19 protein-coding genes are annotated in these 15993 nt (G+C 56.8%); 16 read left to right on the plus strand and 3 right to left on the minus strand.

Annotated features, from left to right (window positions below):
• The first annotated feature begins 4 nt into the window (after positions 1–4).
• The 4 genes from AAGF34_RS16035 to AAGF34_RS16050 all read left to right on the plus strand — a co-directional run bounded on the left by AAGF34_RS16035 (position 5) and on the right by AAGF34_RS16050 (position 2228).
• A complete protein-coding gene (locus tag AAGF34_RS16035; protein ID WP_342616721.1) occupies positions 5–853 on the plus strand; it encodes a DUF692 domain-containing protein in 849 nt (282 codons plus the stop codon).
• Positions 850–1599: a DNA-binding domain-containing protein gene (locus AAGF34_RS16040; protein WP_342616722.1), complete on the plus strand. Its 750-nt coding sequence runs from the start codon at positions 850–852 to the stop codon at positions 1597–1599. Before AAGF34_RS16035 ends, AAGF34_RS16040 begins: the two co-directional genes overlap by 4 nt.
• Complete coding sequence (locus AAGF34_RS16045; protein ID WP_342616723.1) at positions 1596–1904, plus strand: hypothetical protein; 309 nt, start codon at positions 1596–1598, stop codon at positions 1902–1904. The genes AAGF34_RS16040 and AAGF34_RS16045 overlap by 4 nt, the downstream gene beginning before the upstream one ends.
• Before the next feature lie 129 nt (positions 1905–2033).
• Complete coding sequence (locus tag AAGF34_RS16050; RefSeq protein ID WP_342616724.1) at positions 2034–2228, plus strand: hypothetical protein; 195 nt, start codon at positions 2034–2036, stop codon at positions 2226–2228.
• Positions 2229–2303: 75 nt separating this feature from the next.
• On the opposite strand, the gene AAGF34_RS16055 is transcribed toward AAGF34_RS16050, so the two are convergent.
• The 3 genes from AAGF34_RS16055 to AAGF34_RS16065 form a co-directional block, all read right to left on the minus strand.
• A complete protein-coding gene (locus tag AAGF34_RS16055) occupies positions 2304–3032 on the minus strand; it encodes a cytochrome c biogenesis CcdA family protein (RefSeq protein ID WP_342616725.1) in 729 nt (242 codons plus the stop codon).
• Positions 3032–3418: a thioredoxin family protein gene (locus tag AAGF34_RS16060; RefSeq protein ID WP_342616726.1), complete on the minus strand. Its 387-nt coding sequence runs from the start codon at positions 3416–3418 to the stop codon at positions 3032–3034. Before AAGF34_RS16060 ends, AAGF34_RS16055 begins: the two co-directional genes overlap by 1 nt.
• Before the next feature lie 99 nt (positions 3419–3517).
• Positions 3518–3751 (minus strand): hypothetical protein, encoded by a 234-nt coding sequence (locus tag AAGF34_RS16065; RefSeq protein WP_342616727.1) that lies wholly within the window; start codon positions 3749–3751, stop codon positions 3518–3520.
• 353 nt (positions 3752–4104) lie between these two features.
• Here AAGF34_RS16065 and AAGF34_RS16070 point away from each other — a divergent pair, with 353 nt between their 5' ends.
• The 12 genes from AAGF34_RS16070 to AAGF34_RS16125 all read left to right on the plus strand — a co-directional run bounded on the left by AAGF34_RS16070 (position 4105) and on the right by AAGF34_RS16125 (position 15967).
• On the plus strand, positions 4105–4704 hold the full coding sequence (locus tag AAGF34_RS16070) for a type IV toxin-antitoxin system AbiEi family antitoxin domain-containing protein (protein WP_342616728.1): 600 nt from the start codon (positions 4105–4107) through the stop codon (positions 4702–4704).
• The gene (locus tag AAGF34_RS16075; protein ID WP_342616729.1) at positions 4701–5603 is read left to right on the plus strand and encodes a nucleotidyl transferase AbiEii/AbiGii toxin family protein; all 903 of its coding nucleotides are present in this window, start codon (positions 4701–4703) and stop codon (positions 5601–5603) included. The genes AAGF34_RS16070 and AAGF34_RS16075 overlap by 4 nt, the downstream gene beginning before the upstream one ends.
• A 354-nt stretch (positions 5604–5957) precedes the next feature.
• A complete protein-coding gene (locus AAGF34_RS16080; protein ID WP_342616730.1) occupies positions 5958–6644 on the plus strand; it encodes a hypothetical protein in 687 nt (228 codons plus the stop codon).
• Positions 6645–6797: 153 nt separating this feature from the next.
• Positions 6798–7397 carry a hypothetical protein gene (locus AAGF34_RS16085; RefSeq protein ID WP_342616731.1) on the plus strand — a complete coding sequence of 200 codons (600 nt, stop codon included), beginning with the start codon at positions 6798–6800 and terminating at the stop codon, positions 7395–7397.
• Positions 7398–7480: 83 nt separating this feature from the next.
• Complete coding sequence (locus AAGF34_RS16090) at positions 7481–8050, plus strand: VTT domain-containing protein (protein WP_342616732.1); 570 nt, start codon at positions 7481–7483, stop codon at positions 8048–8050.
• 170 nt (positions 8051–8220) lie between these two features.
• Positions 8221–8874 (plus strand): helix-turn-helix transcriptional regulator, encoded by a 654-nt coding sequence (locus tag AAGF34_RS16095; RefSeq protein WP_342616733.1) that lies wholly within the window; start codon positions 8221–8223, stop codon positions 8872–8874.
• Between the two features lie 73 nt (positions 8875–8947).
• Positions 8948–9700, plus strand: coding sequence for a phage integrase family protein (locus AAGF34_RS16100; protein WP_342616734.1), 753 nt, complete (start codon positions 8948–8950; stop codon positions 9698–9700).
• Positions 9701–9904: 204 nt separating this feature from the next.
• Entirely contained in the window at positions 9905–11026 is a 1122-nt protein-coding gene (locus AAGF34_RS16105) for a site-specific integrase (RefSeq protein WP_342616735.1), read from the plus strand.
• Between the two features lie 206 nt (positions 11027–11232).
• Entirely contained in the window at positions 11233–11469 is a 237-nt protein-coding gene (locus AAGF34_RS16110; protein ID WP_342616736.1) for a hypothetical protein, read from the plus strand.
• Positions 11470–12221: 752 nt separating this feature from the next.
• Positions 12222–12350: a hypothetical protein gene (locus AAGF34_RS16115; protein WP_342616737.1), complete on the plus strand. Its 129-nt coding sequence runs from the start codon at positions 12222–12224 to the stop codon at positions 12348–12350.
• 221 nt (positions 12351–12571) lie between these two features.
• On the plus strand, positions 12572–13738 hold the full coding sequence (locus AAGF34_RS16120) for an ATP-binding protein (protein ID WP_342616738.1): 1167 nt from the start codon (positions 12572–12574) through the stop codon (positions 13736–13738).
• A gap of 3 nt (positions 13739–13741) precedes the next feature.
• A complete protein-coding gene (locus tag AAGF34_RS16125; RefSeq protein ID WP_342616739.1) occupies positions 13742–15967 on the plus strand; it encodes a S8 family peptidase in 2226 nt (741 codons plus the stop codon).
• Positions 15968–15993 lie beyond the last annotated feature (26 nt).

Consider the following 15993-nt stretch of genomic DNA (forward strand, 5'->3'; position numbering starts at 1 on the left):
CCATATGCAATCCAAAATCAACGGCTTTGGCCTGGGCTTGCGAAGTGCCCATTACGCAGACTATTTGGCTGCACCCCAGCGCGTAGACTGGCTGGAGATCATTTCGGAAAACTACATGGTGGAGGGCGGCAAGCCCATTCACTTTCTCGATCGAATTCGCCAGGACTACAGCATGGTGATGCACGGAGTCTCGTTGTCCATTGGCAGCGCAGATCCGCTGGACATGGACTATCTGGCACGGCTTAAGGCTTTGGCAGCGCGCATCCAGCCGGGCTGGATTTCCGACCATCTTTGCTGGACCGGGGTGGCTGGATTAAACACGCATGACCTGCTGCCCTTGCCGCTAAACAATGAAACCTTGCAGCACGTATGCGCCCAAATCGGACGGGTACAGGAATTCTTGGGACGCCCTCTGGTGATTGAGAATCCTTCCAGCTACATTCAATTCCACCAGGACGAAATGGCCGAGTGGGAATTCATCCGCGATATGGTGTCGTGCAGTGGCTGCGAGCTGCTGCTGGATGTGAACAACGTCTATGTCAGCAGCGTCAACCACGGCTTTGACCCGTACCGTTACATAGATACTATACCGGCTGCCAGCGTGCGCCAAATTCATCTTGCGGGTCACGAAGACCATGGCGAATACATCATCGACACCCACGATCAGTCGATTTCTGACCCAGTCTGGGCACTGTATGCCTACACGCTTAAGCGCATCGGCTGGGTCCCCACGATGATCGAACGCGACGATCACATTCCGCCACTGCCTGAGCTTGTATTGGAACTGGACCGGGCTCGGCAAGTGGCTGCACAGGTCCAGTGCCAACCACAGACAGTGGATGCAATGCCATGATGCTTTCAGATCTGCAAAATGACTTTCAGAAACAGGTGAGCGGCGATCAGTCCCTGGGAAGTGAGCGGGTCAGCTTCCATGGCCACATGGAGATTTACCGCAACGCCTACCAAGTCCGCCTGCGCGAGGCGCTGGCCGATAACTACCCGGTGTTGTACCGATCGCTGGGAGACGAGGCCTTTGCCGAGCTGACGAGTGCCTACTGCCAAGCACACCCGTCGCGCCACCGCTCTATTCGCTGGTGGGGAGACTCTTTGGTTACCTTCATGCGCAACCATCCCGAACACACTCCACATCCGGCGCTGGTGGACATTGCCCAAATGGACTGGGCGCTGCGTGGTGCTTTCGATGCCGCCAATGCCGATTGCTTGACGCACACTGACCTGGTGAGCCTGGCGCCAGACGCTTGGCCGGAGATGCGCCTGAGCCCGGTGCCCTCTATACGAATGGTCCGATTGGATTGGGCGGTGGAAGGACTTTGGCATGCACTGCAAGATGATCCTGAAGCTACGACAGAGGCGCCGCGGCCGCACGAGCACGTTGTGCTGGTCTGGCGCCAAGGCCTTGAGTGCCACTGGCGCAGTCTGCCGATACACGAACATCGCGCTCTGGAGTTGGTGCAGCAAGGGGTATGCTTTGGCGAGCTGTGCACAAACTTGCAGCTGGATGGAGATGCTTACGCCGCCGATACGTCCGTACGCCTGCTGGGAAATTGGGTGGCAGAAGGCCTTCTAGCCAGAGCATGATGGCTGCTCGTAATTTGCAGCGACTTTACCCCTGGTTCCGGCGCCACAGGGCGTCATGTTTTGCCATCATGACGGTGGGCTTCGTGCTGTGTGGAGCGCTCTCATTGGACTTGGTGCGTCTATTCACACTAAACGGTGAATTGCTTTGGATGCATGGTTGGCAGGCTGTGATGGATGGCGGTTTGATGCAATTGGCAGAGTTACTTGTGAAGGCACTCGCAGCCAACGGTTCTTACCTGGTCTTCAAATGTTGTGAACACGCGCTGGTTCATTCTCTGATGGCGTCAGATGCGCATGATGGTTAGCGAGGTGACTTGCCAAATGCGCTGTTGCCGATTTGAGACGCGCATCTGTATTGGCCAAAGAGGCTGCAGCTAGGAGCTGCATCCCGTCAGTATGAGGCGGCCAGCTTTGGGTTGACGATTGGAAAGTCGATGTCGGACAACGACGTCGGCGTCGCAAACCTCGTCGAGGGCCCGGTGGTGGACGTCGTCCGTGTTGAACGCGAGCTGACGCTGCCAGACGGTCTCTTTCAACTACAGCCGTCGGTATTGGTTGGTCAGGGCCCTTCAGTCCCGTTCTATGCCACGCGTCTTGCCGACCTCCTCGAACGCGTCGCAGATGTCTGAGTGTCGTCGAGGATCGTGCTGCCGGTGTCGAAGGTCGCAGCTTTGATGGGCATGGGCGCTCCTTTGAAGATGTGGTCAATAGCGTGTGGTCAATTGGATGAGCCAAGCGGGAGAGTGGTCGACCAGCCAAGACTCGATCGGCTTGTCGGCTCCCGACAGGATCATTGCGGCCAACGCGATCATGACCGCCCCCATGAGCATCTTGCCGGCCTTGCCCGCCTGCATGAGTTTGCTGCGCATTTTGTTCATGGCGCCGCGCCCGACGTAGGCCAAGCCCACCACGGGCAAGGCAGCTCCGACCCCGAAGACGCCCATAAGCAAGGCCACTTGGGGAAGTTGAGAGCCCTGGCTCGCCAGCACCACGGCCGCTCCCAGCGTCGGGCCGACGCAGGGGCTCCAGACCACGCCTAGGACCAGGCCGATGGTGAACTGGCCCCACAGGCCGTCGAGGTTCATGCGCGTGATCAAGTTGTTGCCTGCGTCGCCGATACCCGAGGTGGCCGAGGCGAAGCGCTGCTGGAGGCTCGTCGACATCAGCACCAGGCCGAGCAAGCCGAGGATGGCGGCTCCGACGCCCCTGAAGATCGCTGGGTCGAGGTCCAACGCGGAACCTGCCCAGGCCAGGCCCGTGCCGATGATGGCGTAGGAGATGGCCAAGCCCCCGGCCAAGGCCAGCGGCGCGCGCGGGTGCGCGTTGGTCGCGGTTCCCAGCAGGATGGGGATGATCGGCAGCACGCAAGGTGAGAGCGTCGAGAGCACCCCCGCCAGGAAGCCAAAACCGTAAGAGCCGAACCCAAATTCCATCACTGGACCGTCTTCTTGATCAGGCCTTCAAGGCCCTCTGGGGTGGTGTCGCCGGCGGAGCGGGCCACTTCCTTGCCACCCTTGAAGGCGACCAGGGTGCTTTGCATGGAGACCTTGAACTTCTTGAGTGTGGGCTTCTCAGAGTCGAAGTCGACGGTCAGCAACGTCACATCCTTGTAGGCTGGTTGCTTCATTAGGCCGTCGATGATGGGTTTTTGGGCCTTGCAGGTAGGGCACCAGGTGGCGCTGACGTCGACCACGACAGGCTTGCCCTCCTGGGCAAGCCTGTCAAAGTCGGGCTGGGTGTAGGGCTTGATCTCGCCAGCAATGGCGATCGAGGCGATGACCGAGAGGGCGAACAGCGTAGTGGACTTGATGAGGTTCATGGGTTTCTCCTTAGATTAGCGGTTGGGTTTGAAGATTTTTTGAAGCGATGTGGTGGAAGCGGTCAAGGCAGTGAGATCCTCGGTGTCCCATGGCAGCGGCTAGGCGGCCATGGGCATCATCATGCAGCCTGGCACCATCTCATCCATGTAGATCGTCTTGCGCCCGGGCAGGTCCTTCGCCATGGCGACCGTGTGGGGATAGGGCATGGTGTCATTGAAGAGACTCTCGCTAGGGTGGAGTCTCCGGCGAGCGGCTTGCAACCGGTCCACCGCCATGGTGCCCACGACGGCCAGGAAGAAGAGAACTGCGGCGCTGAGAGTCTTTGGGAGCATGGGGGCATGGCGTTTCTTCGGTTGTTTGACGCTAAGAGGCGGCGAAGGCCGATACGGATTTGCGGTACCAAAATTTTCTCTTTGTTAGTCGCGGCGGGGGCTCGTTCCTTACAAATTCTGGGCCGCCGTTCGTCCAGGACGAAATCCAATCGACATATATCGATGCGTTCAACGTGCCATGGTTGGTGTTGACGACTGAGTCCTTTCTTTGCTGCGTACTGACGATTTCCGGCTAATCTACATGATGGGAGGATGACTGGGGAGTTGATCCGCAAGGAAGTAGGACGATGGCTTCAATGATTGAAATTCGCACTACTTGCATAAATGTAATGAGTTTATTAAACTAGGCTCAAATGAATCAATCCGAGCACATTCTTGAACTCGCCCGGCACCTGCATGTGCTGCGGGCTGCGGATGTGCGTGCGCATGGTTGGTCACCGCAACTCTTGCTGCGGCTCCATCAGGACGGCAAGCTGCAGCGGCTTGCCCGGGGCTTGTATGGATTGCCTGACGCCGAGGTCACGGAGCACCAGACGCTAATCGAGGTCTGCCAGCGTGTCCCCAAAGCCGTGCTGTGCCTGCTGAGCGCGCTGCAATTCCACGAGATCGGCACACAACTGCCGCATGAGGTCTGGGTCGCGTTGCCCGAGGCGACGCAGACACCCACGCTGAGTTACCCAGCATTGCGCATCACTCGCCTGCGTGGCGCCGCGTACAGTGAAGGCATCCAAACAGTGACGGACCACGGCGCCCCCATCCGGGTGTACAGCGTTGCCAAGACAGTGACAGACTGCTTCAAGTTTCGAAACAAGATCGGCCTGGACGTGGCACTGGAGGCGCTGAAAGATGCCTGGCGCAGCCGCAAAGTCACCATGGACGAGCTGAGCCACTTCGCCAAGATCAACCGGGTCGAACGTGTCATGCAACCCTACCTAGAGGCGGTGACGCAATGAGCGCCAACCGGTCTGCGTCCATCCTGGCCCGGCTACTGACGCTTGCCAAGCAGCGGGGCGATGACTACAACCTGCTACTCAACCGCTTCGCAATGGAGCGCCTGCTGGTGCGCGTGAGCACATCAGCGCATGCCGAACGTTTCCTGCTCAAGGGTGCGTTGCTCTTTGCGCTGTGGTACGACACCCCACACCGCCCGACCCGTGATGCTGATCTGCTGGGTTTCGGTCCCGACGATGAGGCGAGCCTGATCGCCATCTTCCGCGAAATTGTCGCCATGGACCTGTGTGACGGCATCGTGTTTGACACTGAATCCGTGAAGGCAGAGGCCATTCGAGAAGACAATACTTACGGTGGCACACGCATTACGTTAGTGGCACGCGTAGGCTCGGCACGCTGCGCCTTGCAGATAGACGTGGGCTTTGGTGACGCAGTGACACCAGGACCGCAGACTGTGGTGTATCCGACCTTGCTGGAAGACTTCCTGGCTCCCACTCTGCGGGTCTATCCGGTCTATACCGTAATTGCCGAGAAGTACCAGGCCATGGTGATGCTGGGGCAGGCAAACAGTCGCATGAAAGACTTCTTCGACCTCGCGGTGATCGCCAGGCGCACGGAACTGGATGGCGCAACGCTGGCCGCGGCCATTGCCGCCACCTTTGCCCGGCGCCAGACGGCTCTACCCAGGCAACCTCCATTGGCCTTGACGAAGCTGTTCAGTGAAGACGCAGGCAAGCTTCGTCAATGGCAGGCGTTCTTGAACAAGAACCGCCTCGCCGCAGCCAGTCTGCAAGACACTGTCAATTTGCTGCAGGAACTGCTGTGGCCCCCAACAGAGGTTGCCACCGCCAATAGTCAGATGCAGGCGATCTGGAGTCCAAGCTCCTTGGGCTGGGTGTAATAGGAGTCAATGCCAATTATTGCGAGGACGCAGCTTGAAAACTAAATTGAGCATTTGTAGAAAGCATGAATCAGTCATAGGCGAGAGTCCATCAGACTTTGGCCAACTTGTGCACGAGCGCGGCGTGACACATGGACATTCGCAGGTCCGCTTGGCTGTCATGGGTCGGTGTAGGTGTGTGTTCGTCAACCAGCTCAGGCACGGCACCCTTGTGGATCTCGAAGTCTCCAAGCGCATGAGGCTTCTGGACGTCTTAGGAATCAATCGGGATGCGTGGACCCCGCAGCTGCGCCTGCCACGGGAGGCCTGGCTCTAATGCAAACGACCCTTTCATGTTCAAGCTGCAGCTCCCCAATGCAGACCTTTGCATTTCGCAACAAGCTCGGCCAAGAGATTGCGCTTGACGTTTGTTATGAATGCCAGAGCATCTGGTTTGATAAGCACGAAAGCCAACAGCTCGCAGCCTCCGAGACGTTGGAGCTGTTTCGCCTGATACACACGAAAGGTCAACTGCAAGGGCGAGCCTGGGCAAGTCGCCTGAACTGTCCGAGGTGTGCCGTCAATTTGCTTCCCACATTTGATCTGTGCAAGGCAGGAAAGTTCACCTACTTTCATTGCCCAAACCAGCACGGGCGGTTCACCGCGTTTTCGGCGTTTCTCGTGGAAAAGGGTTTCGTTCGACAGTTAACGCATCAGGAAATTGAGACACTTTCCGCAGAAGTGGGTAGCGTTCGGTGCTCCGGCTGTGGGGCAGCAGTGGACATTCGCAAAGACTCGGTATGCAGCTACTGCCACGCCCCCATCGTTGTACTCGATCCCCATGCGCTGGAGAAGGCACTCGCGGCACTGGAGCAGTCTGCCAGTGCTCAGCATGAAGTGGATCAGTCCGTAGTGGTGGACGCGCTGCTCTTGTCGGAGCGCCAGAAGTGGCTTGACGAATTGCAACAAAAAACCCGTCCTGCTCAGAGCGCTTGGCGCAACATCGATGATGGGCCCCTGGCCCAGGGTGTGGATTTGCTGTGGCGCCACTTTAAAAAGTAAATTTGTCGGGCAAGCATGGGTCACACCGAACTTTCATGGTGATTCCCTGCCATGCAGCTGAACTTGGCAATCAATTTGGGCCTTGCATTGCGTCAACTTGGGTGTTGGCGCTGGCCCTATACGGCAGTATGAATAGACAGTTGGGGAACGAATATGAGCCAGTACTGTTGTGAACGCTGTGGCAAACCTGCCCCAGATCACGACTTCATTTACTTTGGTCCAGAGGCCGGGACGCGGCTCTTGTGCACCCAGTGTTTTAACGCAAGAGTCGCAGAGAAAGCACAGATCGATGATTTCGACAATCGCGCGCTTGAACCGATTTCGCTACCGGATGTAGATGGGGTAGATCATGTGTTTCATTTTCAGGCCACACTTCTTGGCCCTATGGTGGTGCTCGACGCATTCGAGCTGATGGAAGGTAAGCCGGCAGGCTACCAATTTCGGGAAATCGGACGACCTGAAGAGGAACGCTATGAACAGCTTGCACGGCTCGTGCAAAAGATCCGTGGCGCTTTGGCCGCTAAGTTCCTCCAGGATGGGCCGTACGGTCCCCAGATCAGGGATATGGAGGCACGAGGGCGCATTGAGTCAGACAGCAGCAGCGAGGGCGACCTGTTCACCCAAGCGACACCTTTGTTGGTGATCGATGGAAGGAAGGTCTCGTGGGAGGAGTTTGGGCGAATGCTGATGACCTTCGAAGGGTTTCAGTTCAAGCTGCAGATTTCTGATGCAAGCGATTCTCTGGACTTGTGAGGCTGGCCGTGATTGGTCAACTCACAGGATGGGAAAGAAGTGGAGAAGGCTGGGCGCTGTAATAGGCCCTAGATCCCAGGACAATGCCAGAACTTAAGCAATCCTTCCAAAAGGTACTCCTGAGAACACTCCGAGACCGGGTCGCATCGCCCGCATTCCTGGTGGTTGTTACAGGACTTGCCTTTGCCGCTTCACTTTCGGTGTTTGTGCCCTTCGGTGGGTTGCTCGCCGCTGCGGTGTTGCTCAATGTGAAACGCTGGCGCGCCATTGCCCTGAGCGCGAGCTTGGGGGCAGCAGCTGGGGCCTTGCTCCTCTACCTTGGCATCGTCCACCTGGGGTACCGGGCCCTCATAGAGGTGTTTCCGCAAATTGCCAGTTCATCGGGCTGGATCGATGCCAAAGCCTGGCTCAATCAGTACGGAGTCGCCGCATTGTTCTTGGTGACAGCACTGCCAGTGCCTCTCACGCCGGCACTGCTTTTTGCGGGCCTTGCCAAGTTGCCGTGGTGGGAGGTGGCTTTGGCGCTGTGGATGGGCAGACTCTTGAAGTTTTACGTATACGCCTGGGCTACCGCGCAAGGTGTTCGCTGGTGGAGCCAAATGAGCAATCCGATGTTCAAGGGCAAACAGAACCCGAAGGATCCGAAGGGCTGAGCATGCAAACGATTTGTTTCATCCAAGGCCGAGTAAGTGAAGGACAGCAATGTAGGCCTTTTCCCGATTCACGAGGTGAATGCTTGTGACCCTTGGGAGTTGATAAGTAGGGTGATAATTTGTTCATTAAATTGACCAAAAAATATTTAATTGGTTAAAATATTGAACAAATGACAACCTCGGAAGTCAATCTACTCCTTGAACGCCAGCTGTTGCTGCAATTGGGCGAGCGCCTGAAGCGGCTGCGCAAGGCGCAAGGCATCGGTACCGTCGAGATGGCAGCCCGGCTTGGAATCACTCGCAATACCCTGCGCTCGGTCGAATCCGGTGATCCATCCCCCTCGATCGGAACGTACTTGCGTGTGATGTCGGTCCTGGGTGTTAGCGGGGAGTTGGCACTTCTGGCTGGAGACACATTGCAGCCTGCACCTGCTGGTTCTGCCGCAGCAAGGTCCAAACGTGCGGCGCCGCAAGTGCAAGTTCAGGTGTCGATGGACGACACGAAGCATCGGCTCCAAGATATTCAGAGTCTTGCGCTTCACGAGGAAGCGGTTCGCCTGGTCAAGGCCAATCCGGCGTTGGCACAAAAGGCGCAAGAAACGGCTGCGAACTGGCTTGCCAAAGGGGACTCGCGTTCGGCCAGTCTATGGATTGAATGGCAGAAGATCCTTCAAGCTGGGGCGTGGCGCAAAGCACTGGGACCAACGCATCACGCTCAGCAACTCCGGCAGGCCTCGCCATTGGTCACCATCCTTCCTGAAGATACACGTCAGCGTGTTCTGAAGCAGGGAAGTGATCTTAAGAAAGGCTTGGTGCTGCCGTGACACGCGATGTACTTGAACACATCATTCGGGCAAGCAGTGACATCACGCTCAGGGTGTTTGCGGAGATCATTAAGTGATAACGTCTGATTCGACCACACCGCTGTTCCATAGTGCCCCCGTGCCTAAGCGCCGGCCAGGTCGCCCCCTCGGCTCCAAGGCCCGCGTGGTTCAAGAAGTGCGCGCGCTGGGTGTTCACCACTTTGCTTTTGTGCGCTCCAGCTTGTTGGGTCTGGACCTGGCCGATTCCTTTGACCGGTACTTGGCCTGGTCAGAAACCACGACCGATTTGCGGTATGTCCAGAACCGGCGCGAAGCACTTTTGAAACAAATCATCGAGGCCGGGCGCCAGTTTGACGCAACCCTTGCCGGTCCCGCAAAGATCACGCACCTGCTCGACCTTCTGCGCAGTGACGCCGCACCTCCCAAAACAGTGGAGCTGCCCACATTGGAAGAATGGGTGGAGTCCGAAGGGATGGATGCGGATGCCTGGAGTGAGGCCGAGCTGCTGGACGAGTACAAGGCTCACTTTGGCTTGGACAACGCCGATGCGATTGAGGCAGCCGCGCAATTCAAGGATCCGGTGGGTGAGCGGGTGAGGGCGCTCAATCACCTGGAAACCATCCTGTCCGTGATCCCAAAAGCCACGGATCGTCTGGAGTCCTGGTTCGCACGTCCGGTCGTGAAGTGCCTGCGCAACATGGGAATCGTGACGCTGGCCGATCTCGTGAGTTTCATTAACGTGTACGGATTCCGGTGGTACTCACGCATCAAGGGGTTCGGTGCCCAACGGGCCAAGCAGGTGCTCATGTGGCTCATCCTGGAGTAGGACCATCTACAGATGGTGGTTTCAGGAAGCGTGCATGAACCCAAGTCCAAGCAGGCCCTGCGCGTGGCGCCTCTATTACCCGCCGTTGGCAATGCAACCCAAGCGCTCACGCAGTTTGGGGAGGGGACGTTGGTGGGCAGTGCCTTGGGTCGGATGCAAGTAACACCCGGGCTAGGAGGTGAGAGAGGTGAGTTCAGGAGCCACATGGCCAACACCCTGGGTGCCAAGAACGACCTGGAGGCAGTCAACGCCTGGCTCGGACGCTACAAGGAAAAGCCCTCCACCTTGAGGAGCTATCGCAAGGAAGTCGAGCGGTTTTTGCTGTGGTGTGCCCAGGAGCTTAAAAAACCACTGTCCTCGGTGACCTCACCCGACTGCCAAACGTATCGGGAGTTCTTGCAGGCCGTACCTCGGACCTGGATCGAGCCGGCGCCTATGAAACGGACCGATCCGGGCTGGCGGGCGTTTCGCGCGCAGCCCAGTGCCGCCAGTCAAAAGCAAGCGTTGGTGATTTTGCAGACCCTGTTTGCTGGATTGGTGGACGCGGGCTACCTAGTGGCCAACCCCTTCAGATCTTTGATGAAAAGTTTCAACCTGCCCGCATCGCGCATGGACCTGACCCGCTCTTTTACGGAAAAAGAGTGGCAGCATGTTCTGCGCTGCCTGGACAACCTGCCCGCAGGCCCTGAGAGGCTGCGTTTGAAATGCATCCTGGAGTTGCTGGTGACCTCCGGCGTCCGCCTGGATGAGTTGGCCAACGCGCGGCACGGCAACTTGCGTCAGGAATCCTTGCCGGATCTGCCGATGACCTGGATCCTGACTGTCACAGGCAAGCGCAACAAGACCCGGGACATTCCGCTCAACGAGGACGTGGTGCATTTGCTGGCACTGCATGGGGGTGACTTCAGGGAAGAGGACACGAAGAGTACAGATCCTAAAAACATCCCGCTGATACGAACTTTGCACCCATCGGTTGCCCAGTGGGGGCGAGGGGAGGGTGGAGAGTTTGAAGTGCGCGTTGCGTCCGAGCGGCCTGGCAGCGCTTTGTCGGCAGCTGGGATTTATGCCGTACTCAAGCGATTCTTCAAACATGCTGCCAATTCGGCCGCAGAAAACAAGCTGGATGCAAACAGGTTTGAGAGAGCATCCACTCATTGGATGCGGCACACCTTCATCCGACAAGCGCTTGTTGATGGGGTGCCGATCGAAGTGGCCAGTGAGCTGGCCGGGCACGCCAGTCTGACCACCACCAGCATCTACAGCACCCAGGAACTGGCTCGCAAGATCAAGGCGGTGCAGGGGATGAAAAGGAGAGTGGCGGCGTGACTTCAGAGACCATCACATAGCGGTCACTGTGGTGGTCAAGCCGTACGTCAGCCCGTAGGGATAAACCCTGGTCAGGGCTACAGGAGTCAACCAAGTAGCCACTGGGACTGTTGTGTGGGCTTCCACTGCTCACAACGGGATCGCAAACCGACGGCCCTGCACCATTCCTGGGATTGCTTACAACGCTTTACTGGAGAGGGATAGAAATGCTCACACATTCGCAAATCAATGCTGTGCTGACCTATGCCGAAACAGTCATTGCCATAAATCCTGATGCAGAGCAGGACATCGAGTTGCTGTTAGAGCGCCTGGACAATGAGTTCAACATCGAGCACATGCCCACTGGGCACTTTCAGCAAGTCGCTGACGCCGTGGCATCTAATTTCTTCCATGGTCAGAAACTTGTGCTGCCAGTGACCACAGCGCACGGGTCCTCTCAATGACCCGTCTAGCGTTCTCCACCAGCGTCCCTTTCGCCCCACTCTGAGACGCCACTAGGAACGGCCAAGGCTTCGCCATGCGTGGCTTTGGTGGTGACTGCGGCACGACTGCATCGCGCTGTTGTTCTGTTGACGATTGCATGTTGTTCCTCTCCTCAGTCTTTGGAATGCTGTACGTATTTACAGTTATTGTATGTGTGATGAGATCACCTATCAATGGAGCTGCCAGCAGTTTGGCAAGTCGTAGGGGAAGATGAATGTGTCAACATGCCATTGCTGATGAGGTCTGTCGTCCGTAAAGCCGCATGAATATTGGTTTGCAGGGTTGTGAGCGTAAAAGTGTCAACTTGAACTAGGGGTGTGACGGTAAATCTGTCAACGAACCGCTTCTGATGTCTGAGGTTTTTTAGCCCCAATAGGCTCTGGAGATTGCAGTTCTGGCTTGTGCATGCATGGGATGGCGATGAACAAAGGAGTGCTGCATATCTCCATATCCAGCACTCCTTTACTGAGGCCGAATGGGGCCAAGTGTTGAACAGCCTGCAGGAGCTAAAGCCTGGTCCAAAGTAGGTGCGAACCCGCACGGACGAAACCGGCTTGGTTTTGTCACCGTCGGATATCTATGCGGTGCTCAAAAGTTTCTTCAAGCGCTGTGCAAAGACTGCGGCTGCGGCGGGGCTTGATGTGTGCCGATTTGAGAAAGCCAGCACGCACTGGATGCGCCACACGTTTTTCGTCAGGCATTGGTAGACGGGGTGCCGATTGAAGTGGCCAGTGAGCTGGCTGGCCGCGCCTCGATTGGCACAACATCGATTTACTCCACGCAGGAACTGGCCAGGAAGATCAAAGTCATTGCGGGCATGAAGCGTCGCGCGCAGGCGTGATTGAGCAGCACATTGACAGCAGGTCAATTGAACAAGGTCATAGGCTTTCTCGTTTAGGCCAAGCAGGGCCGCTTGGGTTGAGTTTGAGCGCAGCGACACATGGAATCAAGTACAACATCCACACCCAATGGTGCAAAAAACGAAATTCACCGCCATTCTTAGAAATAGCCATATAATTAGTCAATTAAATCTGAAGTTTATCTGCTTACCTAAGAGGCATTTTGGAAACAATTGACGAAATTAATGAAATTGAGAAGGATTTAGTCAATTTGGCTAGATTGTCTTCCCAAGGTGCTGATGAGGATGTTCGGCTCCTGCTGGCCAAGCTGGTCCGCAAGTACCGCGTGGCTCGTCCGGAACTGGCGTCGCAACTTGACTTGACGCTTAAGGCATCACGCACGCGATCAAACGGTCCGGCCGTTCTTCGGCGTGGAATGAGCATGCCTGAACCATCAACCATGCCGGTCGATGCGGATTCTCGGCAATCGCTCATCCGGGTATTTGATGATCTTGACGGGATGCCCGCGCCGTTGCTGCCGGACTTATTGTTTGTGCGGATTCAATCTCTGGTACGTGAACGGCAGGAGCGGGACCGCCTTGCCGCCCACGGCATCAAGCCCACCCGTTCCGCGATTCTGGTTGGACCGCCTGGCGTGGGCAAAACACTTTCTGCACGCTGGATTGCCAATCAGCTTGGTAAACCCTTGTGGGTATTGGACTTGACCACCGTTATGAGTAGTCTGCTGGGTAAAACTGGCAGCAACCTGCGCGCAGTCTTTGACCATGCCAAGCAGAATCAAGCGGTCTTGCTGCTTGACGAGATTGATGCCATTGCCAAGCGTCGCAGTGATGAGTCGGATGTCGGGGAGTTGAAACGGCTGGTCACTGCCATTCTGCAGGAGGTGGATGCATGGCCGGACTCGGGATTGCTCTTGGCTGCGACCAATCATCCAGAATTAATAGACCCTGCTTTATGGCGTCGCTTTGATGCTGTGTTGATGTTTGACGCGCCACAAGCGGCGGTGTTGGCGGCAGCTGTCAGGCGATTTCTGGGTGCGGATCTGAATGCTTTTGAGGGATGGGTTGATTTGTTGACCTCCTCGGTCCAAGGCATGTCCCTGTCCGATGTTGAGCGTTCGATCAATGCGCTGCGTCGTCATACGGTGCTGGAAAACTCTGATCCGGCGCAGGCTGTCATTGATATGGCGATCAAAGGAGCACCTAACCTGGACAAACCTTCGAGGCAACAGTTGGCCATTGAGCTGGCCCGCTCAGGTTCCCTGTCACACAACAAAATCATGACCCTGACAGGGGTGTCGCGTGACACGATTCGAAAGTACGCTGGCCCATCCCCCATCAAGGGACGCGGCCCCAAGAAGGGAGTTTGATGCATGGCAAATCGCTTCATCATCGGGCGCGGAGAGGTGTTGACCTATGAGATCCCGCCACCAAAATCTGGTGGACCCAAAGTGCATCCTTACTCTTTGGCTGAGGCCAAGGCGACACTCATTCCCCAGATTCAGGGAATGGCGGCTCAGGTCGTAGATCTGCCAGCATCAGCTTGTCCTGGGAATATTGCTGTGGCCAAAATGACCCTGCACCCAGCCTACATTGCCAAATCGTTTTTCCCGACGGGCCTTTTGCGTGGTGCTGGCCTGATTTCCGTCGGAAGCCGAACAGTCAGAGTGACCCCAATGAAGGACACCCGCAAGAAGATTGTTGAGCAGCGCGAAACCACACAGATCTTTGTTGCTGGAACGCGAGAGTCATTCGCACGATTCCCGGCCTATGCGCAGCAGTTGGAAACCGGTATCAAGGAGGGTGTCGAATTTTCTGAAATCGAGGCGTTGGGGCTGATGTCCAGTGAGGACCGGATCAAGATTTCGGAATCCGTGCGTGGAAAAGGCGTGTACGAGGTTGGACTGCATTTGATCCCGGATACGTCGGTTGAGGCATTGCGGCGCAGTTTTGCGGCCTACTGCCGCCAGTGTGGTTTTACCGTGGCGTCCAAGTACGAATTCCAGGTTGGCGGACTGATGTTCGTTCCGGTCGAGGGGGATGCCTCCGGGCTGGAGACGCTTGCGCGATTTACTCTGATGCGCGTGATCCGTCCGATGCCCATGCTTCGCAGCGTGCGACCGCTCACTAGGGGGACACCCATTTCTGTGGGTTTCAGGCTGCCAGGGAATCAACCCTTGTCCAATGAGCCGTCGGTTGCGGTGCTGGACGGCGGCTTGCCGTCTCACCATGTGCTTAACCCTTATGTCAGCAACTATTTCAAATCGGATGATGCGGCTGCTGATGTCGCCGGCTACCTGGACCACGGACTCGGCGTCACATCGGCCCTGTTGTTTGGGCCGGTAGAGCCAGGCGAAGAAGCGCAGCGCCCATATTCTTACGTGGATCATTACCGGGTTCTGGATGAACTGTCGGACGGAGAAGATCCCTACGAGCTCTATCGCACGCTGGGTCACGTCGAAGAAGTGCTGCTGTCACGTCAATACCAGTTCATGAATCTCAGCCTGGGGCCAGATCGGTCCATTGAAGACGACGATGTGCATGCCTGGACTGCCGTTATAGACACGCTACTGAGCGATGGTGAAACTCTCTTGACTGTGGCCGTTGGGAACAATGGCGAGCGAGATCAGGCGCTAGGATTCAATCGAGTGCAGGTTCCCGCAGATTGTGTCAATGCGTTGTCGGTGGGGGCGTCCAATCGCACGGACAAAAGTTGGTCCCGTGCGCCATACAGTGCCAGAGGTCCAGGTCGTAATCCCGGTCGCCGCAAGCCGGATGTGGTGGCCTTCGGTGGATCTCCCAAAGAGTATTTCCATGTGGCCGTTCCTGGCGTACGCCCGGAATTGTCGGCAACCATGGGAACAAGTTTTGCATCGCCTTATGTGTTGCGCACGGCGGTTGGCATCCGTGCAGTGTTGGGCGAAGCGGTGGTGCCTCTCACGGTCAAGGCGCTGATCGTCCATGCCGCAGAGTCGCCGGAGTTGGAGGCTTCTGCGGATCCGTTGGATATTGGATGGGGACGGGTGCCGCAAGACCTCAATGACATCATCATGTGCGGCGACGGTGTGGCCCGGATCATTTACCAAGGTGTGCTTCGTCCAGGAAAGTTTTTGCGGGCTCCGGTGCCGCTGCCGCTTGTCCAATTGCAGGGCAACGTGCAGTTGCATGCCACATTCTGCTACGCCAGTCCGGTCGATGTCCAGGACACGGGGGCTTACACCAAGGCCGGACTCAGTGTCACTTTCCGTCCGCATGCCGGAAAGAAGAAACCCGACAAGGAGCCCGCGCCCAAATCTTTCTTCTCCACAACCGAGTTTCGTACGGAACAGGAACAGCGCGACGACCTGGGAAAGTGGGAGACGGTGTTGGACGCATGCCATACCTTCAGGGGCAGCAGTCTGGAAGGTGCAACCTTTGATATTCACTACAACGCAAGGGATGGCGGAGCCACTCCCAATGCCGGGGCAGAGTTGGTGCGCTATGCATTGGTGTTGACCGTCATCGCGCCCAAACACACCAATCTTTACGACGATATCCTGAGTTCGCATAGCGTTTTGAAAGCTATCGAGCCCAAGGTGTCGATTCCACTTAGAACGTGAACAGTAGATTGAACTAATTTGAAAGG

Source organism: Rhodoferax sp. GW822-FHT02A01 (assembly GCF_038784515.1).
Taxonomy (GTDB): Bacteria; Pseudomonadota; Gammaproteobacteria; order Burkholderiales; family Burkholderiaceae_C; genus Allorhodoferax.